The 20,673-nt window shown below is 51.4% G+C and carries 18 protein-coding genes and 2 pseudogenes; 2 read left to right on the forward strand and 18 right to left on the reverse strand.

Features of this window, described 5'->3' with window-relative positions:
- Positions 1–400 (reverse strand): annotated as a pseudogene (locus RW092_RS07480) (hypothetical protein); the annotation flags it as partial.
- Between the two features lie 211 nt (positions 401–611).
- Between RW092_RS07480 and RW092_RS07485 the strand changes: the two are divergent.
- Positions 612–1,022: a hypothetical protein gene (locus tag RW092_RS07485; protein WP_016312921.1), complete on the forward strand. Its 411-nt coding sequence runs from the start codon at positions 612–614 to the stop codon at positions 1,020–1,022.
- The gene (locus RW092_RS07490; protein WP_016312922.1) at positions 1,019–2,086 is read left to right on the forward strand and encodes a phosphodiester glycosidase family protein; all 1,068 of its coding nucleotides are present in this window, start codon (positions 1,019–1,021) and stop codon (positions 2,084–2,086) included. Before RW092_RS07485 ends, RW092_RS07490 begins: the two co-directional genes overlap by 4 nt.
- A gap of 526 nt (positions 2,087–2,612) precedes the next feature.
- Here the strand turns inward: RW092_RS07490 and RW092_RS07495 are convergent.
- The 17 genes and pseudogenes from RW092_RS07495 to liaF form a co-directional block, all read right to left on the reverse strand.
- Positions 2,613–2,819: a hypothetical protein gene (locus tag RW092_RS07495; protein ID WP_316009908.1), complete on the reverse strand. Its 207-nt coding sequence runs from the start codon at positions 2,817–2,819 to the stop codon at positions 2,613–2,615.
- A 181-nt stretch (positions 2,820–3,000) separates the two neighbouring features.
- Positions 3,001–3,246, reverse strand: coding sequence for an AbrB/MazE/SpoVT family DNA-binding domain-containing protein (locus RW092_RS07500; RefSeq protein ID WP_016312924.1), 246 nt, complete (start codon positions 3,244–3,246; stop codon positions 3,001–3,003).
- Between the two features lie 108 nt (positions 3,247–3,354).
- A complete protein-coding gene (locus tag RW092_RS07505; protein WP_176222449.1) occupies positions 3,355–3,510 on the reverse strand; it encodes a hypothetical protein in 156 nt (51 codons plus the stop codon).
- Positions 3,511–3,657: 147 nt separating this feature from the next.
- Positions 3,658–4,122, reverse strand: coding sequence for a tRNA (uridine(34)/cytosine(34)/5-carboxymethylaminomethyluridine(34)-2'-O)-methyltransferase TrmL (trmL, locus tag RW092_RS07510; protein WP_009227014.1), 465 nt, complete (start codon positions 4,120–4,122; stop codon positions 3,658–3,660).
- Between the two features lie 168 nt (positions 4,123–4,290).
- Positions 4,291–5,379, reverse strand: a complete 1,089-nt coding sequence (serC, locus tag RW092_RS07515) for a 3-phosphoserine/phosphohydroxythreonine transaminase (protein ID WP_016312925.1) — start codon at positions 5,377–5,379, stop codon at positions 4,291–4,293.
- A gap of 215 nt (positions 5,380–5,594) precedes the next feature.
- Entirely contained in the window at positions 5,595–6,479 is an 885-nt protein-coding gene (locus RW092_RS07520; protein ID WP_316009909.1) for a hypothetical protein, read from the reverse strand.
- 18 nt (positions 6,480–6,497) lie between these two features.
- Positions 6,498–9,254 carry a GH36-type glycosyl hydrolase domain-containing protein gene (locus RW092_RS07525; protein ID WP_316009910.1) on the reverse strand — a complete coding sequence of 919 codons (2,757 nt, stop codon included), beginning with the start codon at positions 9,252–9,254 and terminating at the stop codon, positions 6,498–6,500.
- A gap of 152 nt (positions 9,255–9,406) precedes the next feature.
- On the reverse strand, positions 9,407–10,831 hold the full coding sequence (gene glnA, locus RW092_RS07530; protein WP_016312928.1) for a type I glutamate--ammonia ligase: 1,425 nt from the start codon (positions 10,829–10,831) through the stop codon (positions 9,407–9,409).
- A gap of 260 nt (positions 10,832–11,091) precedes the next feature.
- Complete coding sequence (gene aroF / locus RW092_RS07535; RefSeq protein ID WP_016312929.1) at positions 11,092–12,135, reverse strand: 3-deoxy-7-phosphoheptulonate synthase; 1,044 nt, start codon at positions 12,133–12,135, stop codon at positions 11,092–11,094.
- A 317-nt stretch (positions 12,136–12,452) separates the two neighbouring features.
- On the reverse strand, positions 12,453–13,169 hold the full coding sequence (locus tag RW092_RS07540; protein ID WP_316009911.1) for a CAP domain-containing protein: 717 nt from the start codon (positions 13,167–13,169) through the stop codon (positions 12,453–12,455).
- A 158-nt stretch (positions 13,170–13,327) separates the two neighbouring features.
- Positions 13,328–14,287 carry a 4-hydroxy-3-methylbut-2-enyl diphosphate reductase gene (locus tag RW092_RS07545; RefSeq protein WP_316009912.1) on the reverse strand — a complete coding sequence of 320 codons (960 nt, stop codon included), beginning with the start codon at positions 14,285–14,287 and terminating at the stop codon, positions 13,328–13,330.
- Positions 14,288–14,348: 61 nt separating this feature from the next.
- Positions 14,349–15,806 carry a sensor histidine kinase gene (locus RW092_RS07550; protein WP_085170445.1) on the reverse strand — a complete coding sequence of 486 codons (1,458 nt, stop codon included), beginning with the start codon at positions 15,804–15,806 and terminating at the stop codon, positions 14,349–14,351.
- Positions 15,807–15,808: 2 nt separating this feature from the next.
- Positions 15,809–16,498, reverse strand: coding sequence for a response regulator transcription factor (locus RW092_RS07555; protein WP_016312933.1), 690 nt, complete (start codon positions 16,496–16,498; stop codon positions 15,809–15,811).
- Between the two features lie 149 nt (positions 16,499–16,647).
- Positions 16,648–18,273, reverse strand: coding sequence for a S1C family serine protease (locus RW092_RS07560; protein WP_316009913.1), 1,626 nt, complete (start codon positions 18,271–18,273; stop codon positions 16,648–16,650).
- A gap of 185 nt (positions 18,274–18,458) precedes the next feature.
- Positions 18,459–19,115, reverse strand: coding sequence for a response regulator (locus RW092_RS07565; protein ID WP_085279644.1), 657 nt, complete (start codon positions 19,113–19,115; stop codon positions 18,459–18,461).
- A complete protein-coding gene (locus tag RW092_RS07570) occupies positions 19,087–20,154 on the reverse strand; it encodes a sensor histidine kinase (RefSeq protein WP_028538207.1) in 1,068 nt (355 codons plus the stop codon). Before RW092_RS07570 ends, RW092_RS07565 begins: the two co-directional genes overlap by 29 nt.
- Before the next feature lie 4 nt (positions 20,155–20,158).
- Positions 20,159–20,533 (reverse strand): annotated as a pseudogene (liaF, locus tag RW092_RS07575) (cell wall-active antibiotics response protein LiaF); the annotation flags it as partial.
- Positions 20,534–20,673: the final 140 nt, after the last annotated feature.

A 20,673-nucleotide genomic window follows, 5' to 3' on the forward strand; every position in this document is an offset into this window, starting at 1 on the left:
CTACCGGGACCGCGCGGATTCCGCGGCGGCGCATCAGCTCCAGCGCCTCCGGAGCGGCCGGCGTCTCGACGAGCACCGTGCCGCCTCCCGGCACCAACACCCGCAGCAGCAGGTCAAGCGCCCCATCGGCGCTTTCAGCCAGCAACCATTGCTGCGGGTCCGTGCGGATGCGTTCGGCCTCTTCATAGGCCTCAGCCAACCATTCCAGCAAGGCGCCAGCATCGCGGCGCCCCGCCTTCGATCCGCTTTGTCCTTGGTCGTCCGCAGCGGAGATCCCTTCCAGCCGCACGCCGCCCCCGTTCCCATGCAGCCCTGCTAATGAAATGAGGCGGCCCCCCCGCACCCCATCCTCGATTTCCTGGGCAAAGACCGGCGGCAGCCGACGTTTTAGCATTTCCAAGCCCGTGTCCACAAGAACACCCCGTTTCCATTTCACTTGTATCTGCAATTGTACTGCAGGACAAATTTCCCAGACAACAGCAGCCAAACCCTGCGTCGTGCTTGATTTTGGCGAAGAATTGGCAAATCTATCATTTTTGCGAACCTCGTGTCGACATGATAGAATGAAAGCTGCGCAAAACGTACGAAACTATGTTTAGAGGTGAATCTCCATGCCTTACTCTACGGAATCTGCAACCGTCACCGAAACGAGTCGCAGCAGGAGAACACGGCGGCCTTCCGTAGCCCTGATTATTCTGATCTGGATCCTGCTGATCGGTGCCGGTGTCACTGCGGCCTATATGTATAGCAACCATTTGAAGCAATCGATGATTGACCAGCTGGACGCCAAATGGCAAAGCGAAGCCGAGCTCATGAAAGCCGATTATACTGCCCAGCTCACCGCTTTGTCCGAGGAAGTTCAGGAATTGCAAAACAAAGTGCAAGCGTTCAACGAATTGCTTGAATTCACCAAGGACAATACCAGCGAAAAAACGGATAACAGCAACAAATTGTTCTCGCAATTAAGCGAGGTCAAGGAACAGTTGGCCGCACTACAGAAAAAGATGGATCTGCTGAAATGATCACACCAGTTAAACAAATCAACCGTTTTTTTCTGCTGGCTACTGGACCTTTGATCGGACTCTTGATTGCTCTCTTCGTCAGCGGGGCCGCGATTCAATGGAACCGGTCACCGCACCCCATCACGCCCGAAGCGGACGTCTTCCAAACCACCGCCTCCATCGCGGAAGGATTAACGAAAGCGGAGAAAGACGCCAAGACGACCATTTCCTCCATCCGAAAGACGGCCGAGCTCTACCAGAAGACTACCCAAACCATGAGCGACATCGTCAAAAATGCCAAGACGGTATCCGCCAAACCCGAATCCATCTACGATCGGCGGATCACCTCCAAGTTAGGGGTACCATTTGAGACGATCCAAAGCGACCGGATTCGCATCGAGCTCTACAAAGTGAACCCCGGCACGTACCGCGGGTATGCGATGAAGATTCGACTCAAGTCACCGGATGCCATGAAAATGACGCTGGGCAAAGATCGGCTGGGCGGGGCGGAAACGACGAAGCAAGCAGTGCAGCGCTACGGGGCGGTTGCCGGCATTAACGCCGGCGGATTTGCCGATTCCCGCGGGCAACGCTACCCCTTGAGCACTACGGTCCTCAACGGGCAATACGTGAACGGCTTTGAGCCTTCTTATAAGGATTTATTTTTCGTTGGACTAAATCAGTCGGGGCAATTGATCGGCGGCAAATTTAAGAACAAGGAGAGCCTGGACAAGCTGCAACCAAAGTTCGGCGCTTCCTTTGTCCCCATCCTGCTGCAAAATGGAGTTAAGCTCCCGATCCCGGATAAGTGGAAGACCTCCCCGCTGCGGGCGCCGCGTACGGTGATCGGAAATTACAAGGATGATCAACTGCTGGTGCTGGTCGTCGACGGCGATAATGAAAAGGGCCGTTCCGGCGCAACGCTGGAAGAATTGCAAAACAAACTGGCGAACCTGGGCGTACAGGACGCCTACAACCTGGACGGCGGAGGCTCCTCCTCCCTGGTTGTCAATGGCCGGGTGATCAACCACCCGTCCGACGGCGCACTTCGGCCTGTGCCCACGCATTTCTTGTTTTTTAAATGAGCCGCTACCAACGTCTTCTTCCACAAGCAACTTGTCTATGAAATCCATCACATTTTGATTTATTTTTGGACGATTGCCGGGTATAATAGGGGAAGGAGTACAACGTGGAGGTGTTCGGCTTGTCATTCTCTTTAACGTTCTGGATTATTGCACTCGTTTTGGCGATGTTTTTGTGCGGGATTTTGACTGCAGCCTATAACGACGATAAAACCAAAGGCCTTTAAGATGTAACTCAAAAGGGCGACTTCCCATCACGAAGTTTTTTTCAAATGCAGAAGGCTCGGCTTCGAATCTTGGATTCAGCCGGGCCTTCCGTTGTTTTCAAATCGTCTCATCTTGCTCCGACGTCCCTATGCTAACGGACCTCAGAGACCTTATTACTCCCTTCTGCGAACATTTCGATTTCTAACGGACTGAGGAGACCTTATTTTGCAGAAAAGTCCCGCCATCCCTGCTCAGACAGGCGAATAAGGTCATTAGGGTCCGTTACAACGGGAAATAACCGGGAAATCGCCAAATAAGGTCTCTACGGTCCGTTAGGATCCACGTTAGGGTCCACGTCAGGAACCACGGCAGGAACCACGGCAGGATCCAACGTGTTAGGATCCACGTTACAGTCCACATTAGAGTCCAAGTTCAGTTCCACGTCAGGATCTACGTTAGAACCCACGGCAGGACCCAACGTGCTAGTGTCCACGTCAGAATCCTCGCCAGGATCCGCACGAAGATCCACGTTAGTCCTCCCAAAGAGTGCCAACAACATCACTATTCCGTTAGGAGCCTAGGGCCCAATTGAATATCAAAACCGCCCCCATACGAGCAACTTCGACAAAATAAATAAGCTTCCCGCACAGGAAGCTCATTTAGGCTTACGCTCTAAGGCCGATAAACCCATCAAATGTCCTGGATCGAGACTAGGACAGTTGGCTCATTTCGACCAGGCATTGATTGCAGATGGACCGCTCTTTGAAGTCACTAACGTGTTCCATCGATCCGCAGAATACACATTTCGGCCGGTAACGCTCCAAAATGATGTGATCCCCTTGAACCAAAATCTCGACGGGATCTCCCTCGTTCATTTGATATCTCTTGCGAAGTGACTTAGGCAACACGATTCTCCCGAGTTGATCCACTTTACGGACCACACCAGCAGGTTTCATAAAATTGTACACCTCTCCTGAAAAATTAGTTATGTAAAAATAGAACCAAATACCTAATCTATTATATTTCGCTATTTTTTTCGGGATTCCTGCTAAAGTTCCATGTTTTTAATTTTTTTCCGGCTTGCCTGCAACGATCTTTTCTATGAGTACTTCACCGATGACTGGCTGCACCGCCCCATTCCCCGTGTAGTCGATGGCAGTTAAGCTGAGGGAGATCGATCGACGTTCAGCCGTCCTCCCTGCAACTTTGCCTAGATTCATCCCCTATTTTCTATCCTACACCGATTTGCATGTCAGCGAAGGTTGATTCTTCCCGCATCAGCCTTCTTCCCCATCACCCCAAGGGTTCAGGAGCCAAGCAACCGCCGGCTCCACGCCCTCATCAAAGGCTCCATCCCCGAATCGGAATTACTGCATCCCGGGGAAATCCAGCTGGCGTAGCGCTTCATACACAATAATTGCCGCCGAGTTAGACAAGTTCAACGAACGGACCTTGTCGGTCATGGGCATACGCATCGTCGTGTCGGGATGGGCTTCCAAAATCTCCGGCGGCAAGCCCTTCGTCTCTTTACCGAACACAAAGAAATCCCCATCCTGGAACTTGAAATCCGTATAACGCTTCTTAGCTTTGGTCGTAGCGAAGAAAAAGCGGCTTCCCGCATATTTCTCCTCCACTTCCTGAAACGAATCGTGGTATTCAATATGCACCGCATACCAATAGTCCAAGCCTGCCCGCTTCAGCGTCGCATCGTCTGTGCGGAATCCAAGCGGACGTACCAGATGCAGATGTATGCCCGTAGCCGCACACGTTCTCGCGATATTTCCTGTATTGGCCGGAATTTCCGGCTCCACCAGCACAATATGTAACGCCATGATGATCGAACTCCTCGTCATTAAAAAATAAACCCGGCCGCGTCATAAACCGGACTTGATCATTATATCAAATTTTGACTCTAAAAAACCCCAACTCGCCTGCATGCAGACAAGTCGGGGGTACTTAGGATCAGCAGAGGGCATCTGACGGAAACCCTGCTGCGAACTTTATCCGTGCGTTTTTTGGAAGTGTTCCATGAATTCGACCAGAGCTTGAATGCTGGCTTTTGGAACGGCGTTATAAATCGAAGCGCGCAGGCCGCCGACACTGCGATGGCCTTTCAACCCCACGAAGCCTTCCTTCTCCGATTCCTTCACGAACAGCTTCTCCAGCTCATCGTTCGCCAGGCGGAAGGTCACGTTCATGATCGAACGGCTCTCCGGCCGGACACAACCACGGTAGAAACCGCCGCTGGCATCAATCGCTTGATACAGAGAATCAGCCTTGTCCCGGTTCTTCTTCTCGATTCCCTCAAGCGAACCTTGCTCTTCAATCCACTTCAGCACTTCGTTCACCATATAAATCGAGAAGGATGGAGGAGTGTTGTACAGCGAGTTATTCTCAGCATGCGTATCGTAACGGAACATCGTTGGCAGATGCTTTGGAGACTCCCGCAGCAGTTCTTCGCGAGCGATCACCACCGTTACGCCAGATGGTCCCAGGTTCTTCTGCGCTCCGGCATACACCATGCCAAATTGAGTTAAATCAAAAGGACGGCACAAAATATCGCTGGACATATCGGCAATCAACGGAACGCTGCCGGTGTCCGGGAACTCGCGGTATTGCGTACCTTCGATCGTTTCGTTAGAGGTGACATGCAAATACGCGGTGTTCTCCGGCAGATTCAGGTTGCTGAGGTCCGGAAGGGACATGTACTTATCTTCCTCCGAGGATGCTGCAACAAACGTTTCGCCGATGAGCTTGGCTTCCTTAATCGCTTTGTTCGCCCAGCTGCCCGATTTTACATAACCGGCCTTCTTGCCTTCTGTAAGCAGGTTCATCGGGAGCATGGCGAATTGGGTGGAAGCCCCGCCTTGCAGGAACAGCACCTGGTAACCGGACGGTTGGCCGAACAGCTTCAGCAACCGTTCAGCTGCCTCATTATGAACCGACTCATAGACGGCTCCCCGGTGGGACATCTCCATAATCGACATGCCTGTCCCACGGAAATCAACGAACTCGGCCTGGGCCCGTTCCAAGACCTCCAGCGGCAATGCGGCTGGGCCCGCATTAAAGTTATAAGCTCTGTTACTCATTTCTCCCATCCTTCCCCTTTACAATCGATGTCTGGTTTCGAATATAATTATCGATTATCATAGCAACTATTCGATCTCCCAGCAACCCGTTATTTCGCAAAAATTCACTATTTTGCAGAATTGACACATTAACGCTTCATCAAGGGAAAGAGATGAACGTTTTATGATTCTCTTTGTTCATGGGTCATGTGAACTATACGAAGATCAATCATTTATCAAATACTGCTAAACTCGTAATTCCGCGTCCAGCTTTGTCGTTCTCCCGGTGGCACATGGACCGCAACGAACATTTCCGGGGAAATGACATGACCATGCCCCCAAACGGCGGCTGATCTTAACGGAAGCTTGCTTCGCTCACGCACAGTCAGTCCGCTGGGCCGATGCTTGAGCTCCCATAGCCAAGGGGTTTCACGTCCGTCGAAGGGAGTCATCCGGAAATAGAAGTCCTTCTCTGGACGACGTTCCCAGCTCACTTGATCCCCCTCAAACACTATGCCCTCTAGCGTCGATGGATCATCGCTCCAGATCTCCGGAGCAAACGGCAGTTTCAGCACGTAATCCGGACCTACCACATACCCATCCATACCAAGAAAGTTATGGCTGTATTCATCGGTCGTAATTACCCGGCTTCCGGTATTCTCCAGTGTGTAGGTCACAGACAGGAGATTATCGGAAATCTCGATGTTTTTTTGCATACGTACTGCGTATCCCCGGCATTCCGCAGGCTCGGTCGTAAAACAAATCTGCTGCTCGCCCCTTTGCTCCACCTGAGTCTCAAACCGTTGGCAGGCGTAATCCCTATAAAACAGGTACTCCGCTTCATCCGGCCGTGTGAGCAAGCCTACACCCAGCTTGGGGAACTGCTCCCCCACCCGGGTGTCTTCATATCCGATCGCTTCCTTAATGCCAAATTCGCTGCAAATTCCAATGCCTCCCGTACCGGTTCCAGGCGTCAAGCTTTCCGGCACACAGAATTGATGTTGTCCATCCAGCTTAACGCCTGTGATGATTCCGGTCCCGTCGAACCTGGTGCCTTGGTACGCTTCTCCGAGCTCGGCAATTTCAACGAGCAATCGGTCGTTTTTTAAATAATAAGCCATGGATTCCCTTCCTATCTATTACGCAGTTAGCGTTATTTCTATCCGGTGAACAGCTCCTTTCGGCAGCGCTTCGATCACATGACGCGGAATAAGGCAGCCCCCTTCACGAGAACTGGAATCCAGTGTTACGCCATTGAGGGCAACCTGACCAATTCGATAGTCCCCGTATTCGGCACGCTGCAGGTTACGGTAAACAATCTGCAACTGACGTCCGGCGAAACTGGTAATCACGGACGCTTCTCCCGCTGCATCAAATTGCTCTGCCGTCAGCTTCGGTTCCAGACGCAGATCGCCGTAATCGCCTTTGACCCCGTATACTTCCGTCAGCAGCGTCAACAGCAGCCAGCTGGCCGATCCCGTTAAATAAGTATACATGCCCCGGCCCCGTTCGTTAATATATTCCGGAATCCCGGGATACATCCGGCTGCGTTCAAAATCCGCGGACAAGTGGTAAACGGAATCCAGTACTTGCTTGCCAGCCTGGACAAACCCGCGCTTATATAGCGCATTAGCGTACATCACCGTCATGTGGCTGAACATCGCCCCGTTTTCTTTATGGCCAAAAGCAAACCCAAACGCCCGCCCCAAATTCTGCTGAATTTCACCAAACCGCGAATTTAGCCGGTAACCGATGCGTTCATCCTTGAGATAATGATCCACCGCTGCTGTGATTTTGCCAACTTGCTCCTCGGTCGCAATACCGCCCATAATTGTAAACACTTGTCCGGTTAACGTCATGCGCACCCCGTTGGGATGGTCTCCTTCCACCCGTACAGCATCGTTGTTGTAATATCCGTTAAACCACTCAAACCCTTCCGCACTGCGAATCCATTCCTGGTTCCGTAAATGTTCAAACGCCCAATCCGCTTTCCGCCGAAGATCCTCTGCCACTTGCTGTAGGCTGAACTTCCGCTTCCGCCCGCTAACGCCAGGCACAACAGAATCAAAATAACGTTCCAGCAGCTCCTGCTTCGCCGAAATACTGTCATAGTTCACCGGCGTTCCCAGGCTATCCAGCAGCACGGCGATTTCTTCGGCAATCTCAATCGTGTCCGTTCCTCCCGGCGCTTGCGCTAATCGAGGAATTAACTCGGAGAGCTCCAACAAATTGCTGGCATAAAATGCCGTAAATGCGACGCTTTCTCCACGTCCCGGCGCCATATCTAATCCGTCGTTCCAGTCTGCGCCTTCCAGCTTCATATTGCCATTTTCGCCTACGTTAAAGAACGGCACAATGTTTTGCAGCAGGATATGCTCCAAAATGCTTCCTTCATAAGTCCGCCCATCCTGAGTCAAGAGCTTGTTCCCCTGCTCCGGCGTCCAGGCCAGATCCCGTTCCTTACAGCGTTTAGTGAAAATATCGCGGAAGTACGTCTGCGGCTTCAGCAAAAAGCCAAGGTCCCCGCTTTGATGAATATACAAGAGCGTCGTTAACAGCGGCCAAGCCCCATGGTCCATCCATACCCGTGGAATATTGTTACGGTCAGCGATAAATTCGCCCGGCTTCGCGCCGATAATCGTTGCATTACTGCCGTCGATCCGCACGCCGGCGTAGTTGTTATACAATAAATGCCCCACCTCATTCGGCTCCATCACCAGCAAAGCCAGACAGTCCTGCCATAGATCACGCCAGCCGCGTCCGCCGCGTCCATAATCATGATATGGGAGAAATGAGTTTCCATATAAACGGCGCAAAATCGGCTGTAGTGTCACCCATTTCAGCCAGAGATCATGTTGTTTATCCCCGGAATGAAAAGCAAGCGTATCGAGCTTCCCCAGCCAATAAGCTTCGTTCTCCTCCAGCAGTTCATCAAATCGCGCCTCAGACAAATAGGCAGCTGCCATGCGTTTCGTATCAATTCGGTCATCAGCGATCATCATGGCTACGACATAGGCCACCGATTCCCCCGGTGCTAGCTGGGTCGTAGCGAACCTGAGCGCGCCAACCGCCTCATATCCCTCGATCTCTGCGCCTGCTTCAACATCTGGCTGGCGATGGTCAACCACCGCCTGCGGCCAGTCTAAAGCCCCGCCCTCACCGATGAAGTCCTCGGTCACCGGGAAGAATCCAATCGGAGGGGTACCGTCCTGCGTAGCTCCAAAGACGCCGTAGGCCGTTTTGTTCACACGATGCCCGCGCTCATCGAACGACAGCGCCGGTTGAACCTCTACGCCGTAAGCGGAGGTATAGATCCGGTGGAGCAATGAGGTCACATGCCGGTGATCCCGCAGATCGTCAGCAGAACGCGCATACAGCGGAATCGCAGCAGTTGGGGTGATGGCGAGCTCCTGATCCCCGGTATTGGTCAGCCGAACTTTCATTAGCTCGATTTTATCGTCCGTCACAGGAACGAAGCTGGTGATTTCAGCTCTTAAATTTAGACGATTGCTTTCCCGGGTGATTTTATGCCATAGGAACCCGGCTTCCAGCGACGTGTTCTCTTTCTCCTCTGAAAATAACGCCGCATTTTGACGCGCGGAATTTCCCGTTACAGACCAAGCCCCATAACCATCAACATAGATCCAAAAGTTCCGAGCCGCTTTGGAGTTATGTAAGCTCTCCACCGAGATCGGTTCCAGCAGGAATGAATTATGTCCGGTTGTCGCTTGCCCATGCAAATTGGGAGATACCGAGGACATCATCCCCGCTTCATTCACCAAAGGAAAATACAAATAACTGCTTAACTCAGGCTGCTCAAGCCGAAACACCCCCTCTTTCCCCTCAAATCTCCAGCCGCTTGTCGCCATTTCCCTCATCCCTTTCGTTGAATTCAAAAAAACCAATTTCAAAAAGGGTCGAAACCGGTTTCGAATATCTTCATTATCTGATCTATCTCTCGGTTTGTAAAGGGTTTCAAGTCGCAAAAAAATAAAACCTCCCCATCCGTTTGAATGGGGAGGTTGTTTGTATGATAGCTTTATTCGACTTACAGATCGTAATAAAGACCAAATTCGTAAGGATGTACACGAACTGCAACGGCTCTCGCTTCAGCGCGTTTCATTTCTACGAAGTTGTCGATGAACGCTTTCGTGAAGACCCCGCCTTGAGTCAAGAACTCATAGTCGTTTTCCAAAGCGTTCAGCGCTTCGTCCAGGGAACCTGGAACGCTGCGGATCGTTGCTTTCTCTTCATCCGACAGCTCGTAGATGTTCTTGTCGAACGGTCCATAGCCCAGTTTCACCGGATCGATTTTGTTCTTGATCCCGTCGAGACCAGCCATCAGCATAGCGGAGAAGGCCAGGTATGGGTTCGCCGTGGAGTCTGGCGTACGGAATTCGATACGGCAGCCTTTTGGCGTTACGGCAGCAACCGGAATCCGGATCGCAGCCGAACGGTTCCCCTTCGAAAATACCAGGTTTACTGGAGCTTCGAAGCCAGGTACCAAGCGTTTAAACGAGTTCGTGCTTGGGTTCGTGAAGGCGATGATCGCCGGCGCATGGTAGAGGATCCCGCCGATGTAGTGCAGAGCAGTTTCACTCAAGTTGGCATAAGCGCCTTTTTCATAGAACAGAGGAGTATCGCCATTAAAGATCGATTGGTGAACGTGCATCCCGCTGCCGTTATCGCCAAAGAGCGGCTTCGGCATAAACGTTGCCGTTTTACCAAATTGAGCAGCCGTGTTATGCACGATATATTTGTAGACCATCAGGTTATCTGCCGTTTTCAACAGCGTGTCGAAACGGAAGTTAATTTCCGCTTGACCGGAAGTTGCTACTTCGTGGTGGTGACGTTCTACTTGAATGCCCGCTTCTTCAAGCAAACGGCACATTTCGCTGCGGATGTCTTGTTGCTTGTCGGTTGGTGCAACCGGTACATAACCGCCTTTAACCGGCACTTTATAACCCAGGTTGCCGCCTTCTTCCGTACGGCCCGTGTTCCAAATCGCTTCCTCGGAATCTACCGAGTAGAACGTTTTGTTCATGCTGCTCTCATAGCGAACATCGTCAAAGATAAAGAACTCGGATTCTGGAGCAAAAAATGCTGCGGTACCAACGCCGCTTTGCTTCAGGTACTCTTCTGCGCGAACTGCTACGCTGCGCGGGTCGCGCTCATAACGGTCGCCGTCCGGCGTATAGATATCGCAAAATACGTTCAACGTCGGATGTGCGGTAAAAGGATCAACAAATACAGAACCATGGTCTGGCATCATAACCATATCGGATTCTTCGATACCGCGGAAGCCAGGGATCGAGGAGCCGTCGAATGCAACGCCGTTTACGAAGGTTTCCTCAGTTACTTGGCTCGCAGGAAGTGTAATGTGATGTTGACGTCCCGACAGATCAACAAATCGGAAATCTACCCACTCGATTTGCTTTTCCTTGATTGTTTTTAAAACGATCTCTGCTGACATAATCTTTCCTCCCCAAATCACGAACATTAAATCTTATTTTTGCGTTTAACGTTCATCCTTTATTATGATTATGTCGTCATTATAGGACTATGGGGGTGAAGTCGTCAATAGTTATGTAAGGTATTTTTACACGCAAAATAAGGTATTATTACGCATAGTACAAAATAATAGACAAATAGTATAAAAGCCCACTCACCGCATGGGGAATGGGCTTTCGGATTTTATGAAATCTGTGAAAGCGCTGCACATGTTGGCCTATCTTACACGCGAAGTGCAGCTTTTGGGGTATCAAAACGTTTACCTACCAATGGCGCCAATTTCTCCAAATCTTGAAGTAACGCAGCGAACTGGTCCGGGAACAAAGACTGTACGCCGTCACCGGTCATCGAGTTGTCCGGATCGGTGTGCATTTCGATAATCAGACCGTCTGCGCCGGCAGCTACGGAGGCTTTCGTCATCGGTTCCACCAGCTCACGGCGGCCCGTACCATGGCTCGGGTCAGAGATCACCGGTAAATGGCTCAGGTTCTGCAGCACTGGAATTGCCGACAGATCCAGCGTATTACGAGTGTACGTTTCGAACGTACGGATCCCGCGTTCGCATAACATAACGTTCGGATTCCCGCCCGCCAAAATGTACTCGGCTGCGTTCAGGAACTCATCATAAGTCGCACTGAAGCCGCGTTTCAATAACACCGGCTTGTTGATCGTCCCCAGCTTGCGCAGCAGATCGAAGTTCTGCATGTTGCGCGTACCGACCTGCAGAATATCAGCATACTCCGCGCACACGTCCACATATTCCGGCGTCATGACTTCCGTAATGGTCAACAGACCATGCTTCTTGCCTGCCTCCGCCATCATTATGAGGCCTTCCACACCGATGCCCTGGAAGCTGTAAGGACCTGTACGCGGCTTAAATGCACCGCCCCGCAGCACCTGACCGCCGGCTGCTTTCACGAGACGCGCGATCTCATCGATTTGTTCCGGCGATTCTACGGCACAAGGACCGCCCATCACAACCAGCTCGTCACCGCCAATCTTAACGTCACCGATCGAAATGACCGTATTTTCAGGATGGAAGTCCCGGCTGGCCAGCTTGTAAGATTTCGAAATTTTGATGACATTCTCAACGTCCTTCATTTGGCGAAGATGCTCAGCCAGCTTTGGTTCAATCGTACCGATCAATCCGATAACAGTCCGATCTTTCCCACGTGATACATGGGTCTGCAGGCCTTCCTTCTCGATAACAGCGATAATCTCCTGAACGCGCTCCTCAGGGGTTTGGTTTGAAGTAATAACGATCAATTCGATCCCATCCTTTCTTCTATTAGGCGATGCGTGTACGAGCTAAAAACAAATATACGAATGCACAATCACTGTTTTGCTTGAACGCTTGTGTGCTTTTAAGCTTTTAACCACTAAAGTAACTATAGCCGAATTCATCTCTCCCGTCAACCCTAATCGCTGTAGGTAAATGCGGAATAAGCCGACCTTTCTTCTTACACAAATTCATCCCTGCCCCTTATCAAAAGGGATAATGCTGAAAAAGAGGGCGCCTAGCCCCTCCCACGGACAAAAACAAAAAGACCGGAGAACCCTTCTCCGGTCTTACGTGAGATTGCTTATCTTCCAACGAACTCCTGTGCCCAATACCCATTGTAATAGCCAACCCCAATCAGGTTGTAGTTCGCGTTCAGAATATTTGCACGGTGTCCTTCACTGTTCATCCAAGCGTTGACGACTTCAGCCGGCGTTTTTTGCCCCATGGCAATGTTCTCGCCTGCATAGCCGAATGGAATGCCAAACTTCTTCATCATGTCAAACGGGGAGCCGTACGTTGGAGACGTATGACTAAAGTAGTTGTTATCGCTCATATCCTTCGCTTTCGCCAATGCCATCTTGTTCAGCTCGGCATCACCGGTGAGCGGTTTCAGGCCTTGCTTTGCACGCTCTTGGTTTACCAGTTGGATCACTTCCGTTGCAAATTGCGACTTGTCAGTTACCGCACCTTGCGTATTACCGGTAGTGCCCTGCGTAGTACCTTGTGTTGTACCTTGTGTCGCACCTTGCTTCGTTCCAGTTGGCGTCTGGCCGCCTGTAGTGCCTTGGTTACCGCTTTGGACCGGCTTCGTTGGATAATATTGATACCAAGGAATGGTGAAGTAGTTCGTCCAAGTATTTGCATTCGTGCCGTACGTAGTATATACCTTATAGGTCGTATAGGTTTTCGTCGTAATTGTATTCGAGGCCGCCGAGGCCGATGCTGGTACAATGATTGCTGCTGCCAACATTGCAGTAAGTCCACCTGTTACCAAACGCTTCAGTCGATTCGATTTCATTCGGTCATCTCCTTCGTTGTAGTGAATCTCTTAGTTACATTTTTGTAACCTTTCTACAACGAGTATAACATGAATCGACTTCTATTGAACCCCATAAATGTTGGTAAATGCATGAAAACCGCGATGGGACGCGGTTTTCAGCTCTATGAATCTATTGTTTATTCACCTTTGTTTCGTGCTCCGACCTTCACAGGAGGTAACAATTTCGCTAGATTTACCGTACGAACGATCTCCCAAGTTGACGGGTCTTCCGGATCATATTGCTCCAGATACTGAATGACTTCCTTCGTAATTGGCGTTGGCGTCGATGCCCCCGAGGTGACCGCTACTTTGCGGACCCCTTCCAGCCATTCACGCTTCAGCTCTGTAATGTCCGCGATGCGGTACGCCTTCACTCCGGCAATCTCTTCAGCCACTTGAGCGAGGCGGTTGGAGTTGTTGCTCCGCGGATCGCCGACCACGATCACGAGGTCAGCCTGACCCGCCTGTTCCGCAACTGCCTGCTGTCGCAATTGGGTCGCAAGACAGATTTCATTGTGCACCTCAGCGCTCGGATATTTCTCCAGCAATTTTTTCATAACATGCTTAATATCCCACTGGCTCATCGTCGTTTGGTTGGTGATGACGATTTTGTCAGCGGTGAGATGAAGCTGATCGATCTCTTCTTCCTTCTCGATCAGGTGGACCTTGCCTGGAGCTACTCCTATCGCACCTTCCGGTTCAGGATGTCCTTTCTTGCCGATGTAGATGACTTCATATCCGTCGGCAACCTTCTCCTCAATTAATACATGGGTCTTCGTGACGTCAGGGCAAGTGGCATCCACTGTGGTGAGCCCTTTCTCCCGGGCCAGCTTGCGAACCTCTGGAGACACCCCATGGGCAGTAAAAATCACCGTCCCGCTCTCAACCTTATTCAAAATCTCCAGACGGTTCGGACCGTCCAACGTAATAATTCCCTCGTCCTCGAAGGAGTTCGTGACATGGCTGTTGTGCACAATCATGCCAAGTATATAAATCGGTCGCGGCAGATCCAGGTTCTGCGCTGCCTGACGAGCCAGAACCATCGCATCGACAACGCCGTAGCAATAACCGCGCGGTGTAATTTTAATGACTTCCATCCTTTATCCCTACTTTCTAATCCCCCAGATTCCTGACGGAGGGGAGCCACTCTATTATAAACTATTCCGGCAGAGCATTAAAGACAATAGGGAGCCAGATGATAAAGGTCGTCCCTTCACCTCGTTTGGTCAACACTTCCACCGAGCCTTCATGCTCGTCGATGATCCACTTGGCAATCGACAAGCCCAATCCAGTCCCTTGTATCATCCCGCGAGACGGATCCGCCCGATAAAAGCGTTCAAAAATATGCGGTACCTCGCTGCGATCCATTCCGATGCCCGTATCCGCAATGCGGATGCCAATCTGTCCCCCAGATCGAATCGCATCGATCGTGACGCTGCCCTGCTCGGTATATTTAAATGCATTTTCAATAAAAATAAACAGCATCTGCTGCAAATAATCCTTGCTGCCATTTACCGTCACGCCGTCCAGCGCTTGCAGATCTCCCTGGACCCACTCCGCTTTCCTTGGCAAAAATTGTGCCCGGCGGACCACTTCCTCCACGACCGGAGCCAGCTGGATGTGTTCCTTCGTTAACGTCTGCCCTGCATCGGCCCGGGCCAGTGACAACAAGTCGTTCACCAAACGGCTCATCCGCTCGGACTCTGCGGCGATGTCGTCCACCGCCTCCAATGAGAAGCTGCGTACCCGCTCTTCTTCACTTGGGCCACGCTGCTCCATATCCTGGGACCACATCCGTTTTAATAAATCCACATTGCCGCGTATCGTCGTCAGCGGCGTCCGCAGTTCGTGGGAAGCATCTGAGACGAATCGGCGCTGAGCCGAATAAGCTTCATCCAACTCCCTATAGAAGCCTTCGGTTCGGGCCAGCATGTTGTTCACGGTGCCGATCAGTTGGCCAATTTCATCATTTGGCCCCTCGTAGTCAATTCTGACGCTCAAGTCATTCCCGGTCTGAATACCGTTGGCCGCCTCAATGACCTTACCAATAGGTGCCATCGATTTGCGCGCCAGAAAATACCCCAGCGAACTGGCCGCGAGAATCGTAACGATGGAACCAAATAGCAGCACGGTACTCATCCGGCCCATCAGCTTGTCTTCAGCGCCCGTATAAGCGGCTAACTGAATTAAGCCAATCAACTGGTTATCCAAGGTGATCGGGAGCTGATACAGCAAGAAGGAATGATTGTACAACTGCACTCGTTTAAAGCCCGCAATTTTGCTCACCGAATCCCCGGCGGGAACCGGAAACTTCATGTTCCAATTCAGCAAGTTTTGCGAATATCGCGTGTGACCGTCCGTATAATTGTGGATCTGCACAAACAGTTGGGCGTCCTCCAACCGATTCGCCTGCATCGGATCCAAATACAAGTCAAGCCCCTGGGTGATGCTGTAGCTTTGGGAGTTCTTAATCCGATTGGCCTGATCCTCCAACCGGTTTCTCACTTCCTGATACGTATTGTATCTAACCAGTCCATAGATCGAAGCGCTGAACAGGATCAACGTGACGGCCAAAATTCCGGTATACCATGCAGTTAGCCGCAGCCGGATCGACATACTTAAGCCTCTCCTCTCAGGATGTAACCGGCCCCGCGGATCGTTTGAATGACGCGCTTGCCGCCGTGCTCCTCCGTCTTCTGACGGAGCATGGCAATATAGACCTCCAGCACATTCGACTCCCCGCTGTAGTCGTACCCCCAAATTTTATCCATAATTAAATCTCGGGTGAGCAGACGTTTCGGATTTTGCATGAACAGATGGAGCAGCTCGAATTCCTTCGCCGTCAGCTCTAGCCGTTGACCAGCCCGTGTCACCTCCCGGGAATCCAGGTCCATGATGATGTCCTCAAAGATCAAACGCTGGCTGCCGGACCCGACGCCCGTGTCCTTCCGTCGGAGCAATGCCCGAACCCGAGCCAGCAGCTCCTCCAGCGCAAACGGTTTGACGAGATAATCGTCGGCCCCGATATCCAGGCCTTTTACCCGGTTCTCGACCTCATCCTTGGCGGTTAACATCAGCACCGGCACAGTACTTCCGCCCTCGCGCAGCCGACGGCAGACCTCGAATCCATCTACCTTGGGCATCATCACGTCCAAAATAATCAAATCCGGGTCGGCGCTCAGCATCATGGACAGTCCTTCCGCTCCGTTCTGAGCTGTATACACGTCATAGCCTTCAAATGCGAGGCCGCGCCGCAGCATCGACGTAATTTTCTCATCATCATCTATGACCAAAATCGCCGATCTCACGAGCTATCTCTCCTTTGCCTTCCGCTTGCCTTGCAGCAAGCTCTACTCTCTCCATTGTACCAAATCGAACGGCTAACCCGCATCTGGAAGCCAAAAAGGCGGCAGGCTGCTCCTGCCGCCTCTACCGCCTTGGCTGCTTCCTGTGCGAATTAGTTTACGTTGGTAAACTCGTTCTTATCGCCAATCGTAACCTCAAGATCAATGTTCTTGCCGTTACGTACAACGTTGAGCGTAACTTTCGCACCAACTTGTTGTTTTTGAATAAACTCAATCAATTTCTCTTTGGTCGCAAATTTCGTTCCGTTCGCTCCGGTAATGATATCGTACGGACGCAGGTCGGCGTTATAAGCTGGCGATTTGAATACCACATCCGTCACAATGGAGCCTTCCTTCACGTCGGTTTGCATTTGCTTCGCAACTTCCTCAGTCATCGTCATCAAAGTTGCTCCGATGAATGGTACCGGCTTTTGCGGAATTTTCTCGTTGTTTTTCAGTTTTTCCAACACTTCGGTCACCGTGCTGGTTGGAATTGCAAAACCAATCCCCTGTGCATCCGAGCTGACAGCGACGTTAATCCCAATGACTTCACCGTTCAGGTTCAAGAGCGGACCACCGGAGTTCCCCGGGTTAATCGAAGCATCGGTTTGCAGCAAATGCTCGTACTCGCGGTCTTTCTCGCCGTTTTCTCCGGCGATCTTAATGTCGCGCTCCTTCGCGCTCAGCACCCCGGCCGTTACCGTGTGGTCAAAGCCTTGCGGGTTCCCAATCGCAACCAGCCACTCCCCAACCTGCGTGTTGTCCGAGTTGCCCAACGGAATCGAAGGGAAGTTATTATCACCATCGATTTTCAGTACGGCCAAGTCCAGCTCATAGCTGGTACCCAGCACTTTAGCTTCATAAGGCTTATCTGTACCTTGGACGGTAACCTGCACCACGTCGGCGTTATGCACCACGTGTTCATTCGTTAAGATGTAGCCCGTTTTATCGAAAATAAATCCCGATCCGATCCCTGTCGGCACCAGTTGACTCGAACCCGAAGAGGAACCGCCGTTGTTGCTGCCATTGCCGCCAGAGCCAAAGAAGTCATCGCCAAAGAAGTAACGGTAGAAGGGATCGTTGCTGTACGGGTTGCTGCTTCTTTGCTTGCTGGCATCCGTTAACGTTTCAATTTTAACAACAGCCGGACCTGCTTGGTTCACAACTTTCGTCACCTCACCGGAATCCGTTACCGGATACAGTGCAGCCGTTGCTTTGCCGGACAAATCGGAACCACTGCTATTGGATGTATTGCTTGATGCCGGTACCGAAGAGGATGCCGCCTGATCCGGGGTAAACAAGTTCGCACGGTCCGCATAAAACATCGCGCCGGTCATGATCAGCATGCCGGCTAAGACACCGGCGATCACCGAACGAACGGAGGATTTACGCTGCGGTTTAGTGTTGTATTGCCAGTTCGCACTTTTGGCAGCCGGCAAGCTGCTGCGTCCATCTCCATTTGATCCGCTTGTGGATTCAGCCGCGCTGCGAATCATTTCATAGGAAGAAGGATAAGGTTTCAGCGGCTGCGGTTTCGTCACTTCTACTTCTTCAGGTTGACTCTGCGAGTATCCAGTTGATTGTCCAGACTCCTCGTTGTTTTTTCCATAGGATTGAAAAGGTCCGTAAGAATAATAATAGGAAGAGCTCGACTCCGAAGATTCTTGACGCTTCGGTTCATTGGTATTGTTCGCGTCCTCTTCAAAAGATTGGCTCGATTTATTTTTTTGATCATCCATCTTGATTGACCTCCTTCCCCCGAGTGGTTCAGGGGTAACTTGTTTTTCTTGCTTTCTTGATTTTTATTCTGTACCAGAAACCTTAAACATACATTAAAAACAATTAAAAAGGAGATAAAAGCTAGAATGGTGCATTACAGATTAAAAAATAGCGCCCCATCAGGCGCTATTTCCATATAATCAATCTATGAACGCCCTACCCAACCTTGCCGGTGGGCATAGATGGCCAACTGCGTGCGGTCCTCCAGCTCGCATTTCATCAGCAGGTTGCTGACGTGGGTTTTGACTGTCTTGATGCTGATATGCAGCTCTTCAGCGATGTCCTTGTTGCTTTTTCCCTCGGCGATTAACAGCAGCACTTCCTTCTCCCGCTCGGTCATCCCCGAGTCATCCCCTTGTACGGTACGCTGACGGAGGCCGCGGGTGAGCGCCTGGGCCACTTCGCCGGTCATCACCGGCATCCCGCGGTAAGCCCCTTGCAGCGCGTAAATCAGCTCCTCGGCGGAGACGGTCTTCAGCACATAGCTGACCGCACCGGCTTCCACCGCCTGCACGACCAGATCGTCCTCCAGGAAGCTGGTGAGGATCACGATTTTCATGTCCGGAAACCGGTTCCGCACTTCCCTGGTCGCTTCGGCTCCGTTCATGTTCGGCATCATCAAATCCATCAGAATGATGTCGGGCAGCCCCTCCGGCAATCCTCGTTCCAACATCTCTACCGCCTCACGCCCGTCCCCGGCCTCGGCGATCACCTCAAACCCCGGGTCTTGCATCAAATACGTCTTTAACCCCATTCGTACCATGTCATGGTCATCAACGATCATCACCTTGATCTTGCTCATCCGCGGCTCCCCCTTTTCCTTCCTCAAACTTCGGAATATGCACCCGAATTGTCGTTCCTGCTCCAGGCTTACTAATGATTTCCACATGGCCGCCAAGCTTCTCCGCCCGCTCCTTCATTGTCGTTAACCCGTAGGAGCCCTGCTTCTGATGCGTGTTGCTAAAGCCTTGTCCGTCATCACTGATACTAAGCACCACTTGACGCGGACCTTCTCGCAACGACAGGCTGACCATGCTGGCTCCGGCATGCTTCACAATATTCGCCATCGCTTCCTGGATGATAAGGAACAGCTGATGTTCTTTCGCTTCCGACATGTCTCCCTGGATGTCCATATCCTTAATCCCTTTGAGTCCGTTCTGCCGGCAATAGTCAGGAAACCACTGATCCAACGCCTCAGCCAATGATTTGCCAACCAGCTCCATTGGACGTAACTGGGCGATGAGGGCACGCATCTGCTTTTGCGCCGTATTCGACATCTGGATCAGTTGATTCAGCACCGTTTCTGCCTGGGCTGCGTTGTTTTCCAGCACCTTCGGCAAAGAGGAAGCCGCCATATGAATGGCAAAGAGCTGCTGGCTGACGGTATCGTGCAAATCGCGGGCCAGCCGTCTGCGTTCCTCCAGCACCGCTTTTTCTGCAGCCTGCTCCTTCTCAACAACCTCTTGCTCGCCGAGCTGTTGAAGCAGCTGCATTTTTTTCTCCATGGCTTCTATCATGTTGTTAAATTCCTGATACACTCCGTTAAAGGTCTGATCTGCCGTTTCCGGCATCCGCACCGATAAGTTCCCCTTGGCGACCTGCAGCATGTTCAGGTGTAAGTGATCGATCTTCCCCTGGATGCGCCGACCGGCGATATAGCCAATAATCAGCGCTAAAACGACGATGCCTGCCATATCGTAAATCCACACCGAGGAATCGCTAACTACGATGACCCCGGTCGTCGTTCCGATATAGAAGGCAACCGCCGTCAGGCTGCCGGTGAGCAAGAAATAACACAACAGCTCCCACTTCGTATTCATCAAGATCCGCCGCACAATCATCAGGTTACCCTACCATGTTCACTTTAACGTCGCCAACAAATACGCTGACAATCAGCTTAATCCGCTTGCTGGCTTCGCCATAATACGGAGATTCCGCGGTGACGCTGCTCATGAAGCCGCCTTGCTTCTGCGTCAGCACTTTCAAATCGCCGATGAACGCGCTGGAAGTGGCCACAATCCCGATATCCATATCGTCAGGGATGAACACTTTTACATCGCCGATGAAAGACGAAACGTTAATTTTGGTTTCCCCGTAAGGAATTTGCGCCTTCGTCAGGTCAATAATCGTATCGCCGATAAAATGGGAGATATTCATCGGTTTCAGTTGGAAATAATCCTGACCCAAGTGAACATCACCGATAAAACCACTCTTCTGGATGACCGGTCCATGACCTCCTAAACCGCTATCCTGCTGGTGATGCCCAAAATTTGGAGAGGAAAAACGCGATTTTTCCTGCTTCGCTGCCAATCTCTTCGTCCGGAACCTCCAGGCCAGCCACACTTTCGTTCATCGCCTCA

The organism is Paenibacillus sp. 3LSP (assembly GCF_032465655.1).
In the GTDB taxonomy this organism is placed as follows: Bacteria; Bacillota; Bacilli; order Paenibacillales; family Paenibacillaceae; genus Fontibacillus; species Fontibacillus barengoltzii.